Raw genomic sequence first — 21,851 nt, forward strand, 5'->3', positions numbered from 1 at the left:
GTAGCGGACTTGTCGGACCCCTGTGCGATCGTGGTGTCGGCTTTGTCGGGCGTTCGGGAAGGGCTGTGGTGAACTCGATCGGAGGGGCGCTGTCCGGTGGTCCGGATGGGTGCGTCGATTGTGTGAGGGGTGGGCTCGGTGTCCGGTGACGCGGTGCGTGAGCAGGTGACGGGGCAGGACGCCGCACAGGCCGAACTCCCGGCGGCCGGTCCGGGGCGGATTCTGCGGATCGCGATTCCGACGTTGGGCGTGCTGGTCGCCGAGCCGATCTATCTGCTGTTCGATATGGCGGTGGTCGGGCGGCTGGGTGCGCTGGCGCTGGCGGGGCTCGCGGTCGGCGGGCTGATTCTCGGACTGGTCAGCACGCAGCTGACGTTCCTGAGCTACGGCACCACCGCGCGGGCGGCCCGGCGGCACGGGGCGGGAGATACTTCCGGGGCCGTGGGCGAGGGAGTGCAGGCCAGTTGGCTGGCGATCGGGATCGGTGTGGCGATCATCGTGGTGCTGCAGATCTTCGCGGGGCCGATCACCCACGCGGTCGCCGGGCGGGCCGATATCGCGGACGAGGCGGTGCGCTGGGTGCGCATCGCCTGCTGCGGCGTGCCGATGATCCTGCTGGCCAATGCCGGGAACGGCTGGATGCGCGGAGTGCAGCGGATACGTCGTCCGCTGGTGTATGTGATCGCGGGACTGGTGATTTCGGCTCTGCTGTGTCCGACACTGGTGCACGGTCTGTTGGGCGCGCCGCGGATGGGGCTGGCCGGATCGGCGACGGCGAATCTGGCCGGGCAGCTGGTTTCCGGCGGGTTCTTCCTGAGTTCGCTCGTGCGGCAACGGGTTCCACTGGCTCCACAGCCGGAGATCATGCGCGATCAGTTGCGGCTCGGCCGGGATCTGATCATGCGCAGCTTCGCCTTCCAGGCGTGTTTCGTCTCCGCGGGCGCGGTGGCCGCACGATTCGGTGCGGCCTCGGTCGCGGCGCATCAGCTGGTGTTGCAGCTGTGGAACTTCCTGAGCCTGACGCTGGACTCGCTGGCGATCGCGGCGCAGACGCTGGTGGGCGCGGCGCTGGGTGCGGGCCACGCGGCCGGTGCACAGCGGCTGGCGCGGCGGATCACGGCCTGGTCGACGCTGTTCGCGGTCGTGCTCGCGGTGATCTTCGCGGCGGGCAGCGTCCTGGTGCCGGAGTTGTTCACCGGTGATGCGCAGGTCCTCGATCGCGTGCACGTGATCTGGTGGTTCTTCGTTCCGCTGATCCCGGTGGCCGGGGTGGTCTTCGCCTTGGACGGTGTGCTGCTCGGCGCGGGCGATGCGGCCTATCTGCGCAACACCACGATGCTGGCCGGTCTGCTCGGTTTCCTGCCGATGATCTGGCTGTCACTGGTGTTCCACTGGGGGATCGCCGGAATCTGGGCGGGGTTGAGCGGTTTCATCGTCGCGCGCCTGGTAGCGGTCGGTATTCGGGCGGTGTCGGGCCGCTGGGCGCGGGTCGGTGCGGAGCTGCCGTCGTAGCACGGTTGGCCCGCGGGCCCGGGGGCATGGGAATGTGGAGGGGGACAGCCGCGGTTACGCAGGGGACGCGGGCGAGCAGAGAGGTGTGTGCCGGGTGGTTCCGAAGCTGATGGCGGTGAGCGATATCCATGTCGGGCATCAGGGCAACAAGCCAGTGGTCGAGGCGATTCGCGCCGACTCACCAGAGGACTGGCTGATCGTCGCCGGGGACGTCGGGGAGCGCAGTGACGATATTCGCTGGGCGCTGAGCGTTCTGCGGGAGCGGTTCGCCAAGGTGATCTGGGTGCCCGGCAATCACGAACTGTGGACCACGGCAAAGGACCCGGTGCAGATGCGTGGCGCGGCGCGCTACGACTATCTGGTGTCGCTGTGCCGTGACCTCGACGTGCTCACGCCGGAGGATCCGTTCCCGGTGTGGGAGGGCGAGGGTTCGCAGGAGTTCGGCGGTCCGGTGACGCTCGCGCCGATGTTCCTGCTCTACGACTACTCCTGGATGCCCGAGGGCGCGTACACCGCGACCGACGCGCTGCGCATCGCCCGGGACCGCAACGTCGTGGCCACCGACGAGTTCCTGCTCTCTCCGGATCCGTACATCACCCGCGACGCCTGGTGTGAGGCCCGGGTGAAGTACACCCGCCGTCGTCTGGACGATCTCGAATCCGGCACCCCGGTCGTGCTGATCAACCACTTCCCGCTGAACCGCGAACCCACCCGGATGCTGTTCTATCCGGAATTCGCGTTGTGGTGCGGCACCGAACTGACGGCCGATTGGCACACCCGCTACAACGTGGTCTGCTCGGTCTACGGCCACTTGCACATTCCGCGCACCACGTATTACGACGGCGTGCGCTTCGAGGAGGTCTCGCTCGGATATCCGCGCGAATGGAAGCGTCGCGGTCTGCCCGACAAGCTGCTGCGCCAGATCCTGCCTGCCCCGCATTACGGCCCGGATGATCTGAACCAATGGGGCGGCCACTTCAAGGTCACCCCGGAGATGGCCGAGGCCGCCGAGAAGATGCGTCAGATGGCCGAACGTCGTCGCGGCCTCGCCTGATCGGCACAGCCCAGGCGGTTCCACTGTCCCGAGTCATCGTGACGGATCGGCCTCCTTTCGGAGGATGTATGCCCGGACAGCGGATCCGGGCTCTCGGCTAGGCTCGTGGAGCAGGTGAACAGCGATTCAGGAGGCGGTCATCGAGGAGTCGGCGAGCGAGATGCGTGAGGCAGGCAGCGTGTCCGATCACGGTGGGGCCGGTGAACGTACCGAACGCGGCGGGTCCGCACGCATACTCGGCAGAATCCTGCCCAGCGGTGTGGCCACGGCGGAACTGTTGCAGTATCCCGAGGGTTTGCGGGTGCATCCGGGCGAGGAACATCTGATCGCCAAATCGGTGGAGAAGCGGCGTCGGGATTTCATCGGCGCTCGGTACTGTGCCCGGCAGGCGCTGGCGCAACTGGGTGAGCCGGAGGTGGCGATCGGCAAGGGCGAGCGGGGGATGCCGCTGTTCCCGCGCGGTGTCGTCGGCAGCCTGACCCATTGCGACGGATATCGGGCCGCGGCGCTGGCACATCGGTTGCGCTGGCGGTCGATCGGGATCGATGCCGAACCGCACGGTCCGCTGCCCGAGGGCGTGCTGGACTCGGTCAGCCTGCCCGCGGAACGCACCTGGCTCGCGGGTGCGCTCCCGGCGACGGGCCTGCATCTGGACCGGCTGCTGTTCTGCGCGAAGGAGGCCACCTACAAGGCGTGGTTCCCCTTGACGTTGCGCTGGTTGGGATTCGAGGACGCGCACATCACCTTCACCATCGATGACGACGGCTCCTCCGGTGGTTTCCACACCGAACTGCTGGTCCCCGGGCAGACCACCGACGGCGGCGCACCGCTGCTGTCCTTCGACGGACGCTGGCTGATCGCCGAGGGGCTGATCCTGACCGGCATCGCGGTCGGCTGATGGGGCGCGAACCCGCACTGGTGGATGCGCTCGGCGGCCTCCTGGTCGTGGACAAGGCGGGCGGTATGACCAGCCACGACGTGGTCTCCCGCTGCCGAAAGATCCTGCGCACCCGCAAGATCGGCCACGCCGGAACGTTGGACCCGATGGCGACCGGCGTGCTGGTGCTGGGTGTCGAGCGCGCCACGAAGATGCTCGGTCTGCTCAGTCTGACCACCAAGGCGTATTCCGCGACGATCCGGCTCGGACAGTCCACGGTGACCGACGATGCCGAGGGCGAGACCCTCGCCACCACACCGGCCGCTCATCTCGCCGACGCCGATATCGCTTCCGGCACAGCACGATTGACCGGCGATATCGAACAGATCCCCGCCACGGTCAGCGCGATCAAGGTCGACGGTGAACGCGCCTACGCCCGCGCCCGCGCCGGAGAAGAGGTGCAACTCGCCGCGCGCCCGGTCACGGTCTCCCGCTTCGACCTCCTTGCTCGACGCGATATCGACACCGGCACAACCACATTCGTGGACCTGGACGTCGAGGTCGAATGCTCTTCGGGCACCTACATTCGTGCCCTGGCCCGCGATCTGGGCGAAAGTCTCGGCGTCGGAGGTCATCTCACCGCCCTGCGCCGGACCCGAGTAGGTCCCTTCACCCTGGACCACGCCCGCACCCTGGAATCCCTGGCCGAGGATCCGACTCTCAACCTCGACATCGATTCCGCTGCGCGCCTTGCCTTCCCGCACCGCACCATCACCCCCGAACAGGCCGAATCCCTCCGCGACGGCCGCTGGCTCGACCCGATCGGCCAACCCGGCGTCCACGCCGCCCTCACCGAGGACGGCCGGGCGATCGCGCTGCTGGAAGAGAAGGGCAAGCGCTCGTCACCGGTTCTGGTGGTCCGGCCGCGTGGCCTGATCGACTGAGCCACAAGGATATTCCAGCCCGGCCGGATCTGCCGCGGCCTCCTGATCGGCACGGAACGCAGCTGTTGCGATCCACGCTCGACGGGAGTGCGGATCGGTCGGCGGCCCATGCCGGACTTCGCCCGCAAGGGGATCGAACGGAGCCCGCGCGTTGTGCCGCTACAACTTTCAGCTCACGTCCGGCTGGACCTCCGGCTCGGGCTGCTGCAGGGGACGGAGGCGTTCGACCGCGTCGTGCATGTGTTCGATCAGCAGAGTGCGGGCGCGGGCGGGGGAGCCCTCGCCGATCGCCTCGCGCAGCTCGACGTGTTCGCGGGACTGATCGCGGACGTCCGGGTAGGCCGTTTGCAGGGCGCCCAGGCACATGCGGGTCTCGATCAGCAGGGTGCGCGCGGCGCGGGTGAGGCGGGTGCTGGCGGCGCTGTCCACCAGCGCCTCGTGGAATGCCTGGTCCGCGGCGGAGACCCCGACGGGGTCACCGCTTTCGGCGCAGGTCAGCATGTCGGCGACGCTGGGGCCGAGGGCCTCGTAGGCGATGGTGCGACGTCCGTCCAGGATCAGTTCCAGCGCACCGCCTTCGATGGCGGTGCGCGCTCGGTAGACGTCGATCACGTCCTCGGGGGTCAGCTCGATGACGAAGATGCCCCGGTGCCGGACGCTGTGCAGCAGACCCTCGGATACCAAGCGCTGCATGGCTTCTCGGACCGGACCGCGGGAGACGTCGAACTGTGCGGCGAGATCGGCCTCGACCAGCTGTGCGCCGGGGCCGAGGCTACCGTGCATGATGGCGTCGCGCAGCCGGTCGGCGATCATCTCGGCGGTGGACTGCCGATTCACCGGCTCGAATTCAATGACCGACATGAATCAGCCTTTCGGACAATAGCTTTCCCAGCCCCGACGGTTCGATGACGGAGTCCGGTGTGGCGGCACCGGGCGGCGCTGCGGTGTCGGGAGCATATCCGGCCAGGCGCAGTCCTTCCCAGATGGTCACCTGATTGGCCGTGAGCACCGGTTTGCCCAGAGCTGCCTCCAGCTTCGGCAACACCTCCAGGGTGTGCATGGCGGTATCGGGAATCAGCAGCGCCTGCGCCTCGGGATGATCGTTGGCCACGGCCAGCTCGAGGACCTGTTCGGGGGACAGCGTGCCGACCTCCGCGGCGGTGTCGATACCCGCACTGGACATCGACAGGACCCGAATCCCTTCGGCGGCAAGGAAATCTACGAACAGCTGAGCTACGTCGTCGGGATAGCTCGCGCACACCGCGACCCGCGTCACCCCGATCGCCCGCGCCGCGTTGACGAACGCGAAGCTGGTGCTGGACGCGGGCACTGCGGCGGCCTCGGCGAGCCCGCGGACCTGCTCGCGCGCGCCGTCCGGTCCGTAGACGAAACTGCCCGAGGTGCACGCCCACACCACCGCGCTCGGCGCGTACCCGGCCAGCAGTGCCGCCCCTTCGCGCAGCCGGGCCGGACTGCCCAGGTCGAGCAGTTCGGGCACCGCGTGCAGGTCGGTGCCGTAGATGTGCGCGACGTGCAGGTCGACGCCCAGTATCGCCGCGGCGCGCGGATAGTCGTCCTCGGCGGCGTGGTCCGGATAGATGAAGCCGATCGCTGGTGTCATGGGTCTCCTTCGGTCAGAAAACGTTCCGGAGCCATTTGCCTGGCCCCATCATCGGCAGTTTCATCCGGCCCAGGCACGCCCACATGGTGAGCTGGTTCGCGGTGAGCACGGGTTTGCCCAGCGCCTGTTCGAGCGGTTCGATCAGGTCGTAGGTGGGCAGATTGGTACAGCTGACGAAGATCGCCTGCGCCTGCGGGTCGTCGGCGTTGATGATGCGTTCGGCGATGGTGCGGTAGCTGACCTTCCAGATGCCGCCGCCCAGGCCGAGATGGTCCGAGCGGATGACCTCGCAGCCGGCTTCGTCGAGGAAGTCGTGCAGTTTGTGGGTGAGCACCTCGTCGTAGGGGGTGATCACCGACAATCGGCCGATCTCGAGTTTGGTGATGGCCTCGACCAGTGCCCCGGACGTGGTCACCGCGTCGGCGGCTCCGGCGCGGCAGATGGCATCGACGAGCGACCGCTCGTACTCCAGCCCCTTGATGAAACTGCCCGAGGTGCACAGATAAGCGATGACCTCCGGATCCACATGCAGCACGTTGCGGGTGGCTGCGGTGAGATGTACTGCGTCGGAAACCAATTCGGCCATCTCGACCGAAACCGGCACAGGTTCGTACGGGGTGCGCGCGAGGTGCAGGCTCACCTCGAGCGGCGCCCAGCGCCATAGTTCGCGCTCCAGCGCGAGATCGAACGGCGCGATGATGCCGATGCCCCGTTGGGCCACGGGCCCGTCGAATTCGGGCAAATTCAGTTCCACGAGGGCCCCTCTCGCGTCCAGCCTGGTAGTCCTCCGCACACGATCGGATTGTTGACAATCATACGATGTGTTTTTAGTCTGTCAATGTGAAAGAGGGCCCAATAGTCACCGTTCTGCACGATGGCACTCGGCCCGATGCGCAGCTGATGCGCCCCGTCGAAGGGCGGGCCGAGGTTCGCTACACGGCTGCGGATGGGTTCGCCGAGGCGTTGCGCGGTGCCGAAGCACTGTTCGTCTACGACTTCCTGACCACGGCGTTGCCGGGCGCATGGCCCGCAGCGGACCGCCTGTCATGGTTGCATGTCGGCGCGACCGGTGTCGATTCGGTGCTGTTCGACGAGCTCATCGCCAGTGATGTCACCGTCACCAACACTCGCGGCGTTTTCGACACCCCCATCGCCGAATACGTTCTCGCGCAGATACTCTCCTTCGCCAAGGACCTGCCCGAGTCGCAGCGCCTGCAGCGCGATCACCGCTGGCGTCATCGCGAATCCGAACGGATCGCCGGTGCGTCGGTGCTGATCGTCGGTACCGGATCGATCGGCCGGTCGATCGCGCGGCTGCTGCGTGCGGTGGGTATGCGGGTACGTGGGCTGGGGCGTCGCTCGAGCACCGACGACCCCGATTTCGGCACGGTCGGCACCGATCTGTATGCCGAACTTCCCGCGGCGGATTATGTGGTCGCGGTCACACCGCTGACCACGCAGACCCGGAACATGTTCGACGCTCGAGCTTTTACGGCTTTCAAATCACATGCCCGTTTCATCAACGTCGGTCGTGGGGAATCTGTAGTGACAGACGATCTCGTCGCGGCACTGCGGGCCGGTGCGCTGGCCGGTGCGGCGCTCGATGTCGTCGATCCCGAGCCGCTGCCACCCGGCCATGCGCTGTGGGATCTGCCGAATGTTCACCTCACGCCCCACAATTCCGGTGATTTCGTCGGATGGCGTCGCGAGATCGTCGCGGCGTTCGCCGCCAACTTCCGGAAGTGGATCGATGGCCGGCCGCTGGACAACGTGGTCGACAAGAGGCTGGGTTACGTGCCCGCCTGAAGGGAGTCAGCATGACCCACCCCGATATCGATATTCCTACCGAGCCCGCCGCCATGACGGCGGTCGAGCTCGTCACGGCATATTCGGCGGGTGCGTTGTCACCGGTGGAAGCGACCCGCGCGGTCCTGGATGCGATCGCCGCTCGCAACGATTCGGTCAACGCGTACTGTCTGGTCGATCCGGACCGCTCCATGGTGCAGGCCAAGGAGTCCGAGGCACGCTGGCATTCCGGGCATGTACAAGGTCTGCTGGACGGGGTGCCGATCTCGATCAAGGACATCTTCCTGACCGAGGGCTGGCCGACCCGCCGCGGTTCCACCTCGATCCAGGCCGATGTGCCGTGGCCTGTGGACAGTCCGGTGGCCGCGCGGCTGCGCGAGGACGGCCTGGTGTTCGTGGGCAAGACCACGACCCCGGAGCTGGCGTGGAAAGGGGTCACCGACAGTCCACTGACCGGTATCACCCGCAATCCGGTGGATCCGTCCAAGACCGCGGGCGGTTCGTCGGGCGGTAGCGCCGCGGCGGTCGCCGCCGGCATGGGCCCGATCTCGGTCGGCACCGACGGCGGTGGCAGCGTGCGGATTCCGGCCTCGTTCTGCGGCATCGTCGGATTCAAGCCGACGCACGGGCGCATCCCGCTGTATCCGGCGAGCCCGTTCGGCCCGCTCGCGCACGCGGGCCCGATGACCCGGACCGTCGAGGACGCGGCGTTGCTGATGGACATCCTGTCGCTGACCGATCCGCGCGATCCCACGGCCCTCGCGCCCACCGTGACGACGTTCCGCAGCCATCTGTCCCGCGATGTGCGCGGCTGCACGGTCGCGTATTCGGGCACGCTGGGATACGTCGACGTCGATCCGGAGGTTGCGTCGGTCGTGGAGGCGGCGGTGCGTCGCCTGGACGAGGCGGGCCTGCGCGTGGTGGCCGCGGACCCCGGATTCGCCGATCCGCTGGAGGCTTTCGAGCTGCTCTGGGCCGCGGGCGCGGCGACGATGCTCTCGAAATTCCCCGAGGGCACGCGCGAACGCGTCGATCCCGGCCTGGGCGAGGTGTGGGACCAGGGCAACACCTACTCCGCGGTCGACTATCTGGACGCTCGCGCCGTCGCCGCCGAGATCGGCATCGTGATGGGCGCCTTCCACACCGCTCACGACGTGCTGATCACCCCCACCATGCCCATCCCGGCCTTCGAGGCGGGGCACGACGTTCCTCCGGGCAGCGGCCTGCGCAGTTGGCCGCAGTGGACCGGCTTCAGCTACCCGTTCAACATGACTCAGCAGCCCGCGATCTCCATCCCGGCGGGTACCACGGCCGCGGGGCTGCCGGTGGGCCTGCAGATCGTCGGCCCTCGTCACTCCGATGATCTGGTGCTGGCCGTGGCCCGCTTCGCGGAGACGGTTCTGGCCTCCTGATCTTCGCCGAAAAGCCCGGCCCGCCGATATCGTTGGCGGGCCGGGCTTTTCGCGTGAATGTCCTCGTCACTCCGCGCGGGCGAAGGACAGGGTTTCCCCCTCGACGCCACGCAGCCACAGGTTGTTGCAGGCGGTGGCGAGGGCGGGCAGGCCCTCTTCGATGGTGGCGAAGACGTTGCCGGGGACCCAGCCCACATCCCCGTTGATCAGCAGGTTGTTGCGGCCGTAGAAGAGGGCCAGATCCGTTGCGCCCTGGGCGTGATGCGCTTCGGAGCCGGGTTCGTAGCCGTAGGCCGGGTTGCCGATCTCCCAGGGTTCGAAGTCGAACAGGCAGACGTCGCCCGGGATCGGGGTGATGGTCGGGTTTTCGCGGTGGGGTGCGGCGGTGATGCGCGGGACGAGGGTGTAGACCTCGTTGCGGGCGTACTTGGCGTGGAACGCGTCGCCCTCCTGGGGCAGGGCATCCCACACCGCGGCGCAGGTGAGCGGGGCTTCGTCGTCGAGAAGCCTTGCACGGCAGGAGACTCCGGCCTTGGTGAGGGTGATGGTGAGATATCGCGCCATGGAATCTCCTAGATCTCGTCGAGGACGTCGGACCACAGGGCCAGTGCGTCGTCGACCTGGCTCTCGGACACCACCAGCGGCGGAATCATCCGCACGACGTTGCTGTACGCGCCGCAGGTCAGCAGCAGCAGGCCCTTCTCCGCGGCCAGCCGCTGCGCCGCGCTCGCGGTGGCGGTGTCGGGTTCACCTGCGGGCGTGGTGAATTCGGAGCCGACCAGCAGACCCAGACCGCGCACGTCGCCCACCGCCCCGGTGGCGGCCTTGCGGACGCCCTCGATCAGCTGACGCCCGCGCACCGCCGCATTGTCCACCAGCCCTTCGGATTCGATGACCTCGAGCGTCGCGACGGCCGCGGCGCAGGCGACCGCGTTGCCGCCGTAGGTGCCGCCCTGCGAACCGGGCCACGCCTTGCTCATCAACTCCTCCGACGCGGCGATACCCGAGAGCGGGAAGCCGCTGGCCAGACCCTTGGCGATGGTGATCACATCGGGCCGAACGTCGAAGTGCTGGTGGCCGAAGAACTTCCCGGTGCGCCCGAATCCGGTCTGGATCTCGTCGAACACCAGCAGGATGCCGTGCCGGTCGGCGCGCTCGCGCAATCCCTGGAAGAACGCGGTGTTCCCCGGGATGTAGCCGCCCTCGCCGAGCACCGGCTCGACGATGAACGCCGCGGTCTCCGCGGGAGCGCTCAGCGTCTGGAACAGGTAATCCAGTTCGCGCAGTGCGAATTCCGTCGCCTGCTCCTCGGACCAGCCGTAGCGGTACGCGGTGGGGAACGGCGCGACGTGCACCCCGCCCATCAGCGGGCTGAATCCGGCCGAGAACCGGGTGCCCGAGGTCGTCATGGTCGCCGCGGCGACGGTACGACCGTGGAATCCGCCGTGGAACACGATGACGTTCGGCCGCCCGGTGGCCTGCCGGACCAGACGCAGTGCGGATTCGATCGCCTCACTGCCGGAATTGGCGAAGAACAGCGAGTCCAGGCCCGCGGGCAGCACCGTGCCCAGCTTCTCGGTGAGTTCGAGCAGCGGACGATGCATGACGGTCGTGTACTGGCCGTGGATGAGACTGCCGACCTGTGCGCGGGCGGCCTCGACGACCCGCGGGTGGCAGTGCCCGGTACTGGTGACCCCGATGCCGGCGGTGAAGTCCAGATACCGGCGGCCGTCGGTGCCGTACAGGTAACACCCTTCGCCGTGGTCGACCGTGACGGGAGTGGCTTGCTTGAGGACGGGGGAGAGCTCGGACATGGTAGCCGCCTCGGAAAGTCGGTCGGATTGTCTGTTGTAGGATTGTTGACAATATGAATATCATGGCGGGCAGGGCCGCAGCAACGGTCTGCGGGGATTGAGGAGCGCGCAGTGACACACACCAGCGAGGATGTGAACGAGACCGAGCGTCTGGCCATCGAGAGCGTCCCCACGGGACTGTTCATCGGCGGTGGCTGGCGCCAGACCGCCGCACGGCTGCCGGTCGAGGATCCGGCGACCGGTCGGGTGCTGTGCGAGGTGGCCGACGCCTCGCCGGATGACGGCCTGGACGCCCTGGCCGCGGCGGCCGACGCGCAGGCCGACTGGGCCCGCACCCCGCCGCGTGAGCGCAGCGATCTGCTCATGCGCGCCTACCGCCTGCTGCTCGAGGAGACCGACCGCCTCGCGCTGATCATGACTCTGGAGATGGGTAAACCCCTCGCCGAGGCGCGCGGCGAAATCTCCTATGCCGCAGAGTTCTTCCGCTGGTTCGCCGAGGAAGCGGTCCGGCTGGACGGCGGCTACATGCCCGCGCCCGGCGGCGGTTCGCGTTTCCTGGTCACCCGTCAGCCGGTCGGGCCGAGCCTGCTCATCACGCCGTGGAATTTCCCGCTCGCCATGGGCACCCGCAAGATCGGCCCGGCCCTGGCCGCGGGCTGCACCTGTGTGGTCAAACCCGCCGAGCAGACCCCGCTGTCCATGCTGGCCCTGGCCGATGTCCTGGTCCGTGCCGGACTGCCCGCGGGCGTGGTGAACGTGGTGACCACCTCGGATCCGGCCGCGGTGATCACGCCGATGATCATGGACGAGCGCTCCCGCAAACTCTCCTTCACCGGATCCACCGCCGTGGGCAAGATCCTGCTCGAGCAGTGCGCCCGCACGGTCATGCGGACCTCGATGGAACTCGGCGGCAACGCGCCGTTCGTGGTGTTCGAGGATGCCGATCTGGACGAGGCCGTGGAGGGCCTGCTCGCGGCGAAGATGCGCAACATCGGTCAGACGTGCACTGCGGCCAATCGAATTCTGGTACAGCGCAACGTCATCGACGACTTCGCCCGCCGCCTGACCGAGCGGATGGCCGCCCTGCCGATGGGTCGCGGCACCGAGCCGGACGCGGTGGTCGGCCCCCTGATCGACAGCGACGCGGTGACCAAGGTGACCGATCTGGTGGCCGATGCGAAACAGCGCGGCGCCACCGTGCTGCTCGGCGGCGAGGCCGACGGCCGTCCCGGAAACTTCTATCCCGCAACGGTTCTCACCGGCGTCCCGGACGAGGCCGCGATGTGCCACACCGAGATCTTCGGTCCCGTAGCGGCTCTGACCGCCTTCGACACCGAGGCCGAGGCGGTCGAACGCGCCAACGACACGCCCTACGGCCTGATCGGCTACGTCTACACCGAGAGCCTGCGGCGCGGCCTGCGCGTGAGCGAGGCGCTGGAAACCGGTCTGGTAGGACTGAATCAGGGCGTGATCTCCAACCCCGCGGCCCCGTTCGGCGGGGTGAAGGAGTCGGGCCTGGGTCGTGAGGGCGGATTCACCGGAATCGACGAGTTCCTCGAGACCAAGTACATCGGCGTGAAGGTGTGAGCGTCGCGAACAGTACGCAGGAATACATCAGTGACACTGTGAGGGAGATTCGTTGAGTACCTACCGAATCGCGACCATCCCCGGCGACGGCATCGGGGTCGACGTGACCGCGGAGGCCGTGCGCGTCGTGGACGCGGTACTGCCCGGCATCGAGTGGATCGAATTCGACTGGTCGTGCGAGAACTATCTGCGCACGGGGTCGATGATGCCGCCGGACGGCCCGGTCCGGCTCGCCGGATTCAACGCGATTCTGCTGGGCGCGGTGGGCTTTCCGGGAGTGCCGGACCATATCTCGCTGTGGGGCCTGCTGATTCCGCTACGCCGCGCCTTCGGGCAGTACGTGAATCTGCGCCCGGTGCGGCTGTTGCCGGGCACCGAGTCGGCGTTGCGCGACCGCACCGCCGAGGATCTGGACATCCTGATCGTCCGGGAGAACTCGGAGGGGGAGTACTCCGAGATCGGCGGCATCCACAATCCGGGCCGCCCGGAGGAATTCGTGCTGCAGGAATCGGTGTTCACCCGCGCGGGTTGCGAGCGGATCATCCGATACGCGTTCGAGCAGGCCGCCCAGCGCGGCGGGCGGTTGTGCTCGGCCACCAAATCCAACGGCCTGATCCATTCGATGCCGTACTGGGACAGCGTCTTCGAACGCATCGCGACCGAATATCCGGCGGTGCAGACCCGGCAGATGCACGTCGACGCGCTGGCCGCGGAGATCGTGCTGCATCCCGATCGCCTGGACGTCATCGTCGGGTCGAACCTGTTCGGCGACATCCTGTCCGACCTGGCCGCGGCCGTCACCGGCGGGCTCGGGCTGGCCCCCTCGGGCAATATCAACCCCCAGCGCGATACGCCCTCCATGTTCGAGGCCGTGCATGGCAGCGCACCCGACATCGCGGGACAGGGCATCGCCAACCCGGTCGCCCAGATCCTCGCGGCCGCAATGATGCTCGATCATCTGGGCGAACGCGCGGCCGCGGCCGCCATCGACCGCGCGGTCTGCGATGTATTGGCCGAGGGCGCGATCCGCACGCCGGATCTCGGCGGAACCAGCACCACCACCGAGATCGGCACGGCGATCGCCGAACGCGCGGTGAGCCTGATTCCCTGACCTCGCCGCGCGTGTCGCCGACGGGCCGCTCAGTCCGTCGCGATATCGGCCAGGAACAGCTTGACCCGGGCTCCGGCCACGCGCGCGGCCAGCGGCAGCCCGGGTCCGGCCTCCTCGCGGTCGACGATGCGGGGATTGACGATTCGCCGCCGGCGACCGAGGATCCGCACCTCGGCCTCGTCGGCGGCGAGTACGTTCCTCACCCAGTCGGTGCGGCCGTGCCCGAGGGCGACGCACAGTTTGCCGTCGAAGCGGAAGGCGTTGACCGGCGTCGAATACGTCCGGCCGGATTTGCGGCCCCGATGTTCGACGACGGCGAACCAGGGCAGGTAGGGGGCCAGCGGGCGCACCACCGGATTCACGTACCGGGTCTGGATGCGATCCAGCCATTCGGGAAACAAGCTGATTTCGCGGTCTGGAGTGGACATACAACCACCTCGTCGGTGTGGGCGCGGGCGTCCGCGCCGAATTTTCGAGTCCGATGAGAAAATACGGCAGATCCACAACGACCGCAGCACCGAATACCTGATGGTGTTCGGTGGCTGCCTACGGGCCTGCCGGGCACTATCTCGGATACGACCGCCGCCGGTTGCTCGAGAAGCATCTGAGCCGCTTTCGGGCACCGGCGGCGGCGAGTCCTGTCGCCAATTCGCTGATGGCGCAGCGTGATTCCCGCAGTGAGTCGATTCCCGCATCCTCGCGGCAAATATTGAGATTGCGAGAACACCGCCCTAGCGGCACAACCGTCTCGTTATGGTGAGGTGAACAGAGCGCTGCACAGGACTCTGTACGCAGGCTCGGTGCGGACCGAGGGGGGACATGACCATCGGCACGGCGCATCATTCGGGCTTCCGTTCGGTCACCGGATGGTTGCTGGAAAATCTACTCGCCCGGCCGGATCGACGCAGCCGGGCGATGCCGATCGTGGTGGCGCTGGGCCCGCGCGGCACCGGCAAGACCGCGCTGCTGCAAGAGGTGCAGCGCCGATGCGAACGAATCCCGCACGTCTATCTGGACTTCGAACGCGACGATATCGGCACCCGGGAAGCGCTGGGCCGGTTGGCCTTCGGGCTGAGCAAGGCCGTCCCGCAGTTCGGCCGGATCGCCTTTCCCGAACTGTGGCTGTGCATGCTCGTGGTCGGCAGTTCGGTCCACATCAACGCCGGTGACCGTCGCCAGGCCCTGAGTCAGTTGCGCAGCATCCTGTCCCGCAATCAGCCGATCGAGCAGAATCGGGAAGCGGTCATCGAACTGGTCGAATTCGCCGGTGAGGTCGCCAGCGGTCAGAGTCTGCCCGGCTGGGCGGCCCCGGCCACCGATTGGCTGCTGCGCGGTCTGGGCCGGGCCGATCGCTGGCGGATGTTGCGGCACATCGACAAACTCTCCACCACGCGGGGCAAACCCGAGGATGCGCTGATCGATATCGCGAACTGGGCGACCGACGGCGACGCGAACGAACAGGCCGACGCCGACGCCATCTTCTGCGAGGCGTTCCTGGCCGATCTGCGCCGCGCGTACTCCGGCTTCAATCGCAGCCGCCGAACGCTCGATTGCGCTGTGCTGCTGGACAATGTCCACACTCCGGGCGGACAGCGGTTCCTGTTCGCGCTGCAACAGGCGCGCGACCGCGCCGCGGATCCCGATCCACTGCTGGTATTCGCCACCAGTCGCAGCTGGATCCGGTACTGGAGTGTGAGCTGGCATCGGCCGGGTGGATCCATCGATGACGAGAGCCGTCGGCCCGACACGCACCGCACCGGCGGACTGGACTGGCCGTCGCCGCGCCCGCCCGGTGTGGTGGACGAGGACTGGCGGCACGGCAGTATCGACGAATCTCCTTGGAATCCTTGGTATCTGCTGGACATCAGCCATCTGCCCGCTCCGGATGTGGTCGATATGGCCGGATACTACGGCGTTCATCGCGAGGCCAAGCTGACCGATTTCGTCGGTCGGCTGACCGGCGGACATCCCGGGGCGGTGGTGGACGTGCTGGCCGCGGCCTCGAGTATCCAACCACCGGACAGCCTGCGCCGAATCTTCGATTGTGCACTGCCGCAGCAGGTCTGGACCGATCCGAACTCGCTGCCCGATACCGTCGGGATGCACAGCGAGGAGCAGGTACTGCAGGATTTCGTGGAGCCCACCGATCTGCGGGATCTGATCACCGCCAGCGCTGCCCGCAATATGGATCTGCTGTACCACCCGGAGATCCTGGACTCGGCCGCGCCCAACGGCGAGGCCGTGCTCGAGGCGCTGCGCAACGACCTGTGGATTCGGGAACGTCCGGGCGACGATCCCGATTTCGAACTGCACCCCTGGCTCCGGCGAATCCTGTTGCGCGCTTTGGCAGCCCGCGAGCTGTCCGATCCGCGCAACTGGACCCGCACACACACCCTGTGCCGGGAGGTGTATCAGCGTGACGGACAGGTGGCCGCGGCGCTGTATCACGATCTGGCACTGGGCAATATCGCCGCCACGATCGCCTATCTGCGGCAGCCGTTCGATGTCGGCGGCGCCGAATTCGACGTCCTGCTGGCGCGGGAGTGGCTCACGGAGCTGGATCTGATCACCTCCGCACCCAATCGCCTGCCACTCGACGACGCCCCGATCGATCAGGTGCGCGAACTGGTCGGCGAGCAGGACGACGAACTCGGCGCGAGTCTGGCGTGGCTGGTCGTGGCCCTGTGGGTGACCAGCGACCCGCTGGCGGATCCCGAGCAGGCCCTGTACGCATCGATCGACGGCGAGTTCCGGCAGCTGGCCAAGGGGCGCGGCCGTGGCGCGATGCTGCTGTACGAACGGGCGGAGCGATACCGATGAGCGTTGTGACACAGCCGATTACGCCACCGCCGCCGGTGTGGCGACGGTGGGTCTGGGCGGGCGCCGGGGTCGTGGTGGTGGTGCTGGCGCTGGTGGCGGCCTTCGTGCTGGTGCCCGCGATCCTGTACGCGGCGAAACGATGTGATGCGGGTGTCCGCCAGCAGGGGCCGCACAGCGAATGCGTCGGGGTCACCGATGGCACGTATGTCTTCGATCCGGATCTGGCCAGGGTGGAGTCCTTGATCCGCGACGAGAATCGCGCGGTGGTCGCGTCGAATGCGGCGTATGTCAGCGTGGCGGTGATGCTGCCGATGACGTTGTCCGCCGATGACGATGTCACCGTCGAATGGGTTCGTCATCAGCTCGAAGGTGCCTATCTCGCACAGATGGAGGCGAATCGCAGCCTGCTCTGGCGTGGTAACACCCCGAAACTCCGTGTGCTGCTGGCAAATCCGGGCAGCGGACTACAACAGTGGCGTCCGGCGGTCGACGAGATCGAGCACGAGCAGGCAAGCCGGCATATCGTCGCGGTGACGGGTATCGGACTGAGCGTGCACACCGCTGTCCAGGCCATGAAACGGCTCTCGCAGTTGAACATCCCGGTCTTCGGTTCCACTCTCACCGCAGACGACATCGGCGCCATCCGGGGCTTCGCGCGCGTGTCGCCGTCGAACTTCGAACAGGGCCAGGCCGCAGCGGAATACGTGAAACTCCAGGGGAAGCACACGGCGGTGGTGGTGAAGGACCAGAATCGCAACGACCTCTACCCGAGCACGCTCGCCAAAGCATTCGAAGACCGTTTCTTCGATGCCGATCACGTCTCCCGGGGCACCGAGACCTATCTGTCCCAGGACGCCGGTGCGGACAATCTGCTGTCTCAGATGGGTGCACAGATCTGCGTCGACAACCCCGACGTCATCTACTTCGCCGGCCGAGCCCGCGAGGCCAGGGTCCTGATCCAATCCTTGTCGGGACGACCGTGTCCGCAGACGAAGTTCACCGTCGTGACCGGTGATGATCTATCGCTGCGCGCCGTCGGCGACGGCACGGTGAAGAACGCATTGGATTCGGGTGTCGACGTGATCTTCACCGGACTGGCCCATCCCGCGGCCTGGGATGCGACTTCGCAGGCCTTCGACGGGAGGGTCGTCGCGGACTTCAAGGACTCCGGGTCGGACCCCGGGCATCCGTGTGGTCCGTGCTTCAAGGATCTGTTCCCGGCCGAGAATCTCGATGACGGAGTGGCGATCATCAGTCACGATTCGGTGGCCGCGGCGGTGTCGGCCGTCCGCCGGGTGGTGTCAGGAGGTAGCCAGGCAGCGACAGCAGACGATGTCGTGCAGATGCTCAAGGGGATGCATGGTGTGAACGGTGTGCGCGGCGCCAGCGGCAATATCTCCTTCGATCCGGAGAACGGCAATCCGGAGGACAAGCCGATCCCGATTCTGCAGCTACTGCCCGGCCAGTCGCCCACATTCGTCCGGTTGATCTGCCCTGCGGGTGGTATGAACTGCACAGTGAGCCTTCACTGACGCGGCAGCACGACCGGGCCGTGCCCGCCGATGCACTCCCACCGACCGTTCTGCTCGTGCGGGAACTGCCAGGGCGTATGGCAGTGCAGCGTCGGCGGGGGAGCGGGAATCATCGGACCGGCGGCGGCCGAGCCTGCCACGCACAGGGAAGCGGCCAGGCCCACGAAGGCGGCGACGGATCGACGAGTCATGATCGATATGTCGTGTCGGCCCGCGCATTCGTTTCCCGGCGTGGGCCGCACCCACCTCAGGACGTGAGCCAGATGGCCTCGGCGGCAGGGCTGCCCAGATCCACGGACTGATCACCGATCTGCACCGCGATGGTGCCCGCGAAATCCCGGCGCTCCACCACCGTGATCGGCGTGTCCAGCGCGATTCCGACCGAGTCGAAGTACCGCAGCATCGCCGGGTCGAAATCGGAAATCCTTGCCACGCGGCCGATTTCACCGGCCTGGAAATCGCTGAGCTGCCGGGCGGGCGGAGTGGGCACCGCACCGTCCACCGACGGGATCGGATCACCGTGCGGATCGCGGTCGGGATGACCGAGTTTGGTGTCGATACGTTCCATCAGCGTCTCGGAGACCGCGTGCTCGAGCACCTCGGCCTCGTCGTGCACCTCGTCCCAGCCGTAGCCGAGTTCGTTGACCAGGAACGTCTCGATGAGCCGATGGCGGCGCACCATCGTGATGGCCGCGCGGCGGCCCTCCTCGGTCAACGTGATCGCCCCGTAGCGGGCATGTTCGACCAGGCCCTGATCGGCGAGTTTGCGGACCGCCTCGGACACCGTGGACGCCGAGACGCCGATGCGCTCGGCCAGCAGTTTGGTCGTCACCTTCTCCTGCGACCACTCCTGCGTGGTCCAGATCACCTTGAGGTAGTCCTGCGCGACCGAGGACAGCACCGGCGCGATACTTCCCCCGGATCCGGCCTCGGCGTGCGGGGAGTTCTGGGATACCGGTGACGCGGCGGGGGCGACGAGCTCACGTCGGGTGGCGATATCTCGTTTTCCGGGCACATATCGAGCTTAGCCGGGCAGGTCGGAACGACCGAGTCGCAGCGGCGTGGGCGCAGGGGCGATCCCAGCGGGAGATGGCGTGAGCGTGACGCCCGACGGATCTGCGTCCGGCGCGGCTGTGAACATCCACACCGCGGAATGCCCGTCCCGAGCGGGCGTGACTAGGCTGCGGTGTGTGCAGAGATGGCGAAGTCTCGAGGAGATGCCCGCTGACTGGGGCCGGTGTGTCCTGACGATCGGGGTGTTCGACGGCGTGCACCGCGGTCATGCCCAGTTGATCGGTCGCGCCGTGAAATCCGCAGCCGTGCGCGGTATTCCCTCGGTCCTGATGACCTTCGATCCGCACCCCATGGAGGTGGTCCGCCCGGGTTCGCATCCGGCGCAGCTGACCACGCTGACCCGCCGCGCGGATCTGGTGGAGGAACTCGGCGTCGACGTGTTCTGCGTGATGCCCTTCACCCACGAGTTCATGAAGCTCACCCCGGCGCGCTATGTGCACGATCTGCTGGTGGAGAAGCTGCACGTGTGCGAGGTCGTGGTCGGGGACAACTTCACCTTCGGCAAGAAGGCCGCGGGCACCGTGGCGACCATGCAGGAGCTGGGCGGGCGTTTCGGCTTCGAGGTCGACGGGGTCAAACTGGTCGGCGAACACGCGGTCACCTTCTCCTCCACCTACATTCGCGCCTGCGTGGATGCCGGTGACATGGCCGCCGCGGCCGACGCGCTGGGCCGCCCGCACCGGCTCGAGGGCGTCATCGTGCACGGTGACGGCCGTGGCCGCGATCTGGGTTATCCGACCGCCAACGTGGCCCCGCCCATGCACGCGGCCATCCCCGCCGACGGCGTGTACGCCGGATGGTTCACCGTGCTGACCCCCGGCGCGGTCGTCGGCACGACCCAGCCGGGCAAGCGGATGATGGCGGCGATCTCGGTCGGCACCAATCCGACCTTCTCCGGCCGCACCCGCACGGTGGAGGCGTTCGTGCTGGACACCGACGCCGATCTGTATGGGCAGCACGTCGCGGTGGATTTCGTGGAGCATCTGCGCCCGATGCGCGCCTTCGCCTCGGTCGACGAGCTGACCGCCGAGATCGCCCGAGACGTGAACCGCACCCGCGAGCTGCTCGCCGAACCCGGACGGTAGTCCGCTACCGGCGGTCTCCAAAGCCGTTCACGCCGAGATGAATTCGGCGATATCGGCATTGAGCTGCGCCGCGTGGGTGACGTAGAGCCCGTGCCCGGCGGTGGGGTATTCCTTCAGTTCGGCGTCCTTCAACAGCTGCACCGCGACATGGCTGGTCGGCCCGATCGGGATGGACTGATCGGCCAGGCCGTGCAACAGCAGCACCGGAAGGGTGATCTCGGCCAGATCGGGACGCAGATCCGAGTCGCCGATCGCGCGCTGCATCGTCTTCGCGGCCCATGGGGCGGCCGACAGACAGCGGCGTACCTCCTGGTCGATGAGCGCCGGGGACACGTCGTTGCCCAGGTGTGTCGCGAAATAGCCCTGTGCTCGATCGGCCATCCACTTGGCCCGGTCGGCGCACAGCGCCGCGATGGAGGCGTCGATCGCGGCCTGCGGAATACCGGCGGGATGGTCCGGGCTCCAGCTCAGCTTCGGCACCGCCGCGGCGACCAGCACCAGCCGCCGAATCCGGTCCTGACCGTGGCGAGCGAGGTAGCGCACCGCTTCGGCGCCACCACCGGAGTGCCCGATCAGCACCGCATCGCGGATGTCGAGGTGTGCCAGCAGCGCGGCGACGTCGTCGGCGCGGGTGTCGTTGTCGTAGCCGTCGGCGGGCCGATCGGAGCGGCCGTGTCCGCGTCGGTCGAGCAGAATGCAGCGGTAGCCCCGCTCGACGAAGTGCGGCACCTGGTGCTCCCACATATCCGCGTGCAGCGACCACCCGGCCAGGAACACGATCGGTGCGCCGGACCCGTACACCTCGTAGGCGAGGGTGGTGTCGTCGGTGCTCTGGAAGTACGGCATCGTCATCTCCTGTTCTGTGGTGTGCCACTGATATTCGCGGTCGGAGGGAATGAACGCGATTACCTCCGGAGTAATCGTCGCGACCGATCCGGTGGCCGCTCCGGACGCCGATTCGGATCGCCGCAGGTGATCCGGTAGGCTGGCTCGTCGGGTTTGCTGTGGTTCGCGGCGGCGCCCGCCCGGGATTCGGTTCCCGGTCCTCGAGCGCGGACTGAAACATCAGGAGTGATTCGTGGCTCTGACCACCGAGCAGAAGTCGGCCATCCTCAAGGAATACGGCCTGCACGAGACGGACACCGGTTCGCCGGAGGCCCAGATCGCGCTGCTGTCCAAGCGGATCTCCGACCTCACCGAGCACCTGAAGGTGCACAAGCACGACCACCACACCCGGCACGGCCTGCTGGCCCTGATCGGTCGTCGTCGTCGCCTGTCGAAGTACCTGCAGGCCAAGGACATCCAGCGTTACCGTTCGCTGATCGAGCGTCTGGGCCTGCGTCGCTAGGACTGTTCGCGATGTCGGAGATCGCCCGGTTTCCGCAGCGACACAGTGAGGCACTTGACAAGGCAGCCGACGGGGAGGCTTACAATCTCCCCGTCGGCTAGTCGTGCATGCGGACCTCGTGGGGTTCCGGTACGGCGGTGCCACATGCCGTACGCATCCGTCCTCGTGGCGTCGGTCCTCGGTAGTGGCCTTTCGGCAGGAGAAGAATCCGCCGTGGGGCTTCGATCGATGGCCGCCTCCGCGTCGCCGCTTCC

General features: G+C 67.4%; 21 protein-coding genes. 12 read left to right on the forward strand and 9 right to left on the reverse strand.

Annotated elements, in window-relative coordinates:
• The first annotated feature begins 165 nt into the window (after positions 1-165).
• The 4 genes from K7711_RS24965 (at position 166) to truB (ending at position 4,387) form a co-directional block, all read left to right on the forward strand.
• Positions 166-1,512, forward strand: a complete 1,347-nt coding sequence (locus tag K7711_RS24965) for an MATE family efflux transporter (protein ID WP_372460194.1) — start codon at positions 166-168, stop codon at positions 1,510-1,512.
• 94 nt (positions 1,513-1,606) lie between these two features.
• The gene (locus tag K7711_RS24970) at positions 1,607-2,566 is read left to right on the forward strand and encodes a metallophosphoesterase family protein (protein WP_222971881.1); all 960 of its coding nucleotides are present in this window, start codon (positions 1,607-1,609) and stop codon (positions 2,564-2,566) included.
• 232 nt (positions 2,567-2,798) lie between these two features.
• Entirely contained in the window at positions 2,799-3,464 is a 666-nt protein-coding gene (npt, locus tag K7711_RS24975) for a 4'-phosphopantetheinyl transferase Npt (RefSeq protein ID WP_222972181.1), read from the forward strand.
• Positions 3,464-4,387, forward strand: a complete 924-nt coding sequence (gene truB, locus K7711_RS24980; RefSeq protein WP_222971882.1) for a tRNA pseudouridine(55) synthase TruB — start codon at positions 3,464-3,466, stop codon at positions 4,385-4,387. The genes npt and truB overlap by 1 nt, the downstream gene beginning before the upstream one ends.
• 168 nt (positions 4,388-4,555) lie before the next feature.
• Here the strand turns inward: truB and K7711_RS24985 are convergent, their stop codons facing one another.
• Genes K7711_RS24985 through K7711_RS24995 form a run of 3 tightly spaced genes read right to left on the reverse strand, consistent with a single transcriptional unit; the run spans position 4,556 to position 6,762 of the window.
• Positions 4,556-5,248, reverse strand: a complete 693-nt coding sequence (locus K7711_RS24985) for a GntR family transcriptional regulator (protein ID WP_222971883.1) — start codon at positions 5,246-5,248, stop codon at positions 4,556-4,558.
• The gene (locus K7711_RS24990; protein ID WP_222971884.1) at positions 5,235-6,008 is read right to left on the reverse strand and encodes a maleate cis-trans isomerase family protein; all 774 of its coding nucleotides are present in this window, start codon (positions 6,006-6,008) and stop codon (positions 5,235-5,237) included. The genes K7711_RS24985 and K7711_RS24990 overlap by 14 nt, the downstream gene beginning before the upstream one ends.
• A gap of 13 nt (positions 6,009-6,021) precedes the next feature.
• Positions 6,022-6,762: a maleate cis-trans isomerase family protein gene (locus K7711_RS24995; RefSeq protein ID WP_040825770.1), complete on the reverse strand. Its 741-nt coding sequence runs from the start codon at positions 6,760-6,762 to the stop codon at positions 6,022-6,024.
• Positions 6,763-6,848: 86 nt separating this feature from the next.
• On the opposite strand from K7711_RS24995, the gene K7711_RS25000 reads away from it, so the two are divergent.
• Positions 6,849-7,814: a D-2-hydroxyacid dehydrogenase gene (locus K7711_RS25000; protein ID WP_222971885.1), complete on the forward strand. Its 966-nt coding sequence runs from the start codon at positions 6,849-6,851 to the stop codon at positions 7,812-7,814.
• A 26-nt stretch (positions 7,815-7,840) separates the two neighbouring features.
• Positions 7,841-9,226: an amidase gene (locus tag K7711_RS25005; protein WP_222972182.1), complete on the forward strand. Its 1,386-nt coding sequence runs from the start codon at positions 7,841-7,843 to the stop codon at positions 9,224-9,226.
• A gap of 66 nt (positions 9,227-9,292) precedes the next feature.
• Here the strand turns inward: K7711_RS25005 and K7711_RS25010 are convergent, their stop codons facing one another.
• Entirely contained in the window at positions 9,293-9,790 is a 498-nt protein-coding gene (locus tag K7711_RS25010) for a DUF3830 family protein (RefSeq protein WP_222971886.1), read from the reverse strand.
• Positions 9,791-9,798: 8 nt separating this feature from the next.
• Positions 9,799-11,040, reverse strand: coding sequence for an aspartate aminotransferase family protein (locus tag K7711_RS25015; protein ID WP_222971887.1), 1,242 nt, complete (start codon positions 11,038-11,040; stop codon positions 9,799-9,801).
• A 177-nt stretch (positions 11,041-11,217) separates the two neighbouring features.
• Between K7711_RS25015 and K7711_RS25020 the strand changes: the two genes are divergently transcribed.
• Together K7711_RS25020 and K7711_RS25025 are read left to right on the forward strand one after the other, a co-directional pair.
• The gene (locus tag K7711_RS25020; protein WP_235747794.1) at positions 11,218-12,627 is read left to right on the forward strand and encodes an NAD-dependent succinate-semialdehyde dehydrogenase; all 1,410 of its coding nucleotides are present in this window, start codon (positions 11,218-11,220) and stop codon (positions 12,625-12,627) included.
• Between the two features lie 52 nt (positions 12,628-12,679).
• Positions 12,680-13,738, forward strand: coding sequence for a tartrate dehydrogenase (locus tag K7711_RS25025; protein ID WP_222971888.1), 1,059 nt, complete (start codon positions 12,680-12,682; stop codon positions 13,736-13,738).
• Between the two features lie 29 nt (positions 13,739-13,767).
• On the opposite strand, the gene K7711_RS25030 is transcribed toward K7711_RS25025, so the two are convergent.
• Entirely contained in the window at positions 13,768-14,166 is a 399-nt protein-coding gene (locus tag K7711_RS25030) for a nitroreductase family deazaflavin-dependent oxidoreductase (RefSeq protein ID WP_222971889.1), read from the reverse strand.
• 391 nt (positions 14,167-14,557) lie between these two features.
• On the opposite strand from K7711_RS25030, the gene K7711_RS25035 reads away from it, so the two are divergent.
• Positions 14,558-16,558 carry a hypothetical protein gene (locus tag K7711_RS25035; protein ID WP_222971890.1) on the forward strand — a complete coding sequence of 667 codons (2,001 nt, stop codon included), beginning with the start codon at positions 14,558-14,560 and terminating at the stop codon, positions 16,556-16,558.
• Entirely contained in the window at positions 16,555-18,090 is a 1,536-nt protein-coding gene (locus K7711_RS25040) for a type 1 periplasmic-binding domain-containing protein (protein ID WP_222971891.1), read from the forward strand. Before K7711_RS25035 ends, K7711_RS25040 begins: the two co-directional genes overlap by 4 nt.
• Here the strand turns inward: K7711_RS25040 and K7711_RS25045 are convergent.
• The gene (locus K7711_RS25045) at positions 18,084-18,281 is read right to left on the reverse strand and encodes a hypothetical protein (protein ID WP_222971892.1); all 198 of its coding nucleotides are present in this window, start codon (positions 18,279-18,281) and stop codon (positions 18,084-18,086) included. The genes K7711_RS25040 and K7711_RS25045 overlap by 7 nt on opposite strands.
• 56 nt (positions 18,282-18,337) lie before the next feature.
• The gene (locus K7711_RS25050; protein WP_308014956.1) at positions 18,338-19,000 is read right to left on the reverse strand and encodes a metal-dependent transcriptional regulator; all 663 of its coding nucleotides are present in this window, start codon (positions 18,998-19,000) and stop codon (positions 18,338-18,340) included.
• A gap of 280 nt (positions 19,001-19,280) precedes the next feature.
• Between K7711_RS25050 and K7711_RS25055 the strand changes: the two genes are divergently transcribed.
• On the forward strand, positions 19,281-20,249 hold the full coding sequence (locus K7711_RS25055) for a bifunctional riboflavin kinase/FAD synthetase (protein WP_222971893.1): 969 nt from the start codon (positions 19,281-19,283) through the stop codon (positions 20,247-20,249).
• A 27-nt stretch (positions 20,250-20,276) separates the two neighbouring features.
• On the opposite strand, the gene K7711_RS25060 is transcribed toward K7711_RS25055, so the two are convergent.
• A complete protein-coding gene (locus K7711_RS25060; RefSeq protein WP_222971894.1) occupies positions 20,277-21,095 on the reverse strand; it encodes an alpha/beta fold hydrolase in 819 nt (272 codons plus the stop codon).
• A 232-nt stretch (positions 21,096-21,327) separates the two neighbouring features.
• On the opposite strand from K7711_RS25060, the gene rpsO reads away from it, so the two are divergent.
• Positions 21,328-21,597: a 30S ribosomal protein S15 gene (rpsO, locus tag K7711_RS25065; RefSeq protein WP_040825746.1), complete on the forward strand. Its 270-nt coding sequence runs from the start codon at positions 21,328-21,330 to the stop codon at positions 21,595-21,597.
• Positions 21,598-21,851 lie beyond the last annotated feature (254 nt).

Source organism: Nocardia coffeae (assembly GCF_019890715.1).
In the GTDB taxonomy this organism is placed as follows: Bacteria; Actinomycetota; Actinomycetes; order Mycobacteriales; family Mycobacteriaceae; genus Nocardia; species Nocardia jiangxiensis.